The organism is Lamprobacter sp. (assembly GCF_034860625.1).
GTDB lineage: Bacteria > Pseudomonadota > Gammaproteobacteria > Chromatiales > Chromatiaceae > Lamprobacter.
The window spans coordinates 1-1707 of the sequence record NZ_JAYESN010000456.1 but is presented as its reverse complement, the minus strand read 5'-3'; the positions used below and the strand labels follow the sequence as shown (position 1 = coordinate 1707).

Annotated in this window: 2 protein-coding genes; one reads left to right on the top strand and one right to left on the bottom strand. The window is 43.1% G+C overall.

Translation table 11 applies throughout. From position 1 onward, the window contains the following. Positions 1-344, bottom strand: a 344-nt coding sequence (locus VBE63_RS28785) for a hypothetical protein (RefSeq protein ID WP_323686405.1), incomplete at its 3' end; no start/stop codon positions are given. Positions 345-477: 133 nt separating this feature from the next. Between VBE63_RS28785 and VBE63_RS28780 the strand changes: the two genes are divergently transcribed. Then, entirely contained in the window at positions 478-1494 is a 1017-nt protein-coding gene (locus VBE63_RS28780) for an IS1 family transposase (RefSeq protein WP_323686404.1), read from the top strand. Positions 1495-1707: the final 213 nt, after the last annotated feature.

Here is a 1707-nt window from a genome sequence, read left to right as displayed (position 1 = left end):
CCCCAGCCCAGCAGCAGCACGGTCACGCCCGCCAGCACAGCCACCAGCCCCATGCGCGACTCGGTCAGCAGCAGCGCCAGAAAGCACAACAAGAGCACCACCACCAACGGCCAGCCAGAGGACATCACCGTTTCCAGGAAATCACGCAACTGCGAACGCGCCTCGGAGCCATTCGTCAACAGGCGGCGCAAATAGCGCAGAATCAGTGCCAGCACCGTCAAAACACCCAAACCGACAAAGGTGGCATAGCTGTTGCGGTTGATAAAAGTCGAGGTCAAGACGTCCAGGTAAGCCTCTTTCTCGAACCACAGAATCATTTCCGTGCCGGAAAAATAGATGATCAAGCCATAGCCCGCATAAAAGGCCTGCGCGGCAATGAAAAGGCACTGGTTCAGTTCAGCTTGACTAATTTTAATCCTATGATTATAATAAGATTATAGTCATTTAACTAATAAAATTAAATACGGAGTAAAGAAAATGTTTTTTAATTCTAACTCTTGCCCTTATTGTGGTTCTAAAGAGTGCAAGGAATCCGGAAAATATAACACCATGCAAAATGGTGAACGAAAACTTTTTCGTTGTACTGATTGCGGGCAAGTTTTTTCTGAAACAAAAGGGACATTTATTGAAAAATTAAGAAAACCAATTGACTTTGTGATTAAAGTCTTAAAGTCGCGTTCCGAAGGTAGTAGTTTTAATGCGACTTGCCGTGTTTTTGAAATTTCAAAAAATACATTATTAAACTGGGAAAGAAAATTTGCCGACATGAAAGATGTTATCTTTCTTTATTGTCTCGCTAATCAATTTCTTTCTCAAATTATTGAAGGCGACGAGGTTTATACAAAAATTAACAAAAACGTCCCTGCTGAAGACTCTCAGGGTTGGACTATTATCCTTATGGAAAGAGCGAGCCGATTTATTTGGGTAATGGACTGCGGAGAGCATGAAAAAACCTTATTCCTCAATGCATTAGAAATTTTAGTGCAGGTTATTGAGCAGACAGAGGAATTATCCCTTATTACTGATGGCGAAAGGCGTTATGGGAAAATATTATTCGAAATCTGTTACGACTTATTAAAAACCGGAAAACCAGGTAGACCACCAAAAGTATTGCCTAAAAATGTCAAAGTAAGAATTAAAAATAAAGGCGATTCAAATCGCGAAACAGAAAAACCTCGACCAAAATACGAGGCACCTTGTCGCGAACATCCGGAAACGGAACAAAATATTTCGGAATCCGATATTCATGCCAATCATGTCGAAGCCTTTAATGGCTCGCTTCGACGCCGAAATTCTGCTTATCGCCGGAAAACGAATACTTATGCGAAAAGCAAAACGGGATTGCAAAGAACGCTCGATCTTGGCTGGATTGTCCATAATTTTATTCGCGTTCATTGGACAACAAAGCAAGTTCCAGCCGTTGCTTTAGGGATTATCGATGCCGGTTTGTCTTGGGTGGATGTGCTGAAAATGCGCATGCCTTCTTTCGTTTAATTTTATATTTTCAATACCTTAAGAAAAAACTCAACTGAACCACTGCCACGTTTTGCCACTACAGCAACGCCGGAAATGTTTGCGTGAAAAGAAGTGTGGCGGGTGCTCGGTGGTGGGTAACCGGATGCCGCCCATCAATGGCCACCGATCACACCAATGCTTGATCGTCCGTGGCGACTTCGTGTTTTTTTGGCCAATGCGGGAGTCCGGTTA

Bases quoted from the DNA above. Each gene is read 5' to 3' on its own strand.
- VBE63_RS28780 (WP_323686404.1), top strand. From the start codon at position 478: ATGTTTTTTAATTCTAACTCTTGCCCTTATTGTGGTTCTAAAGAGTGC.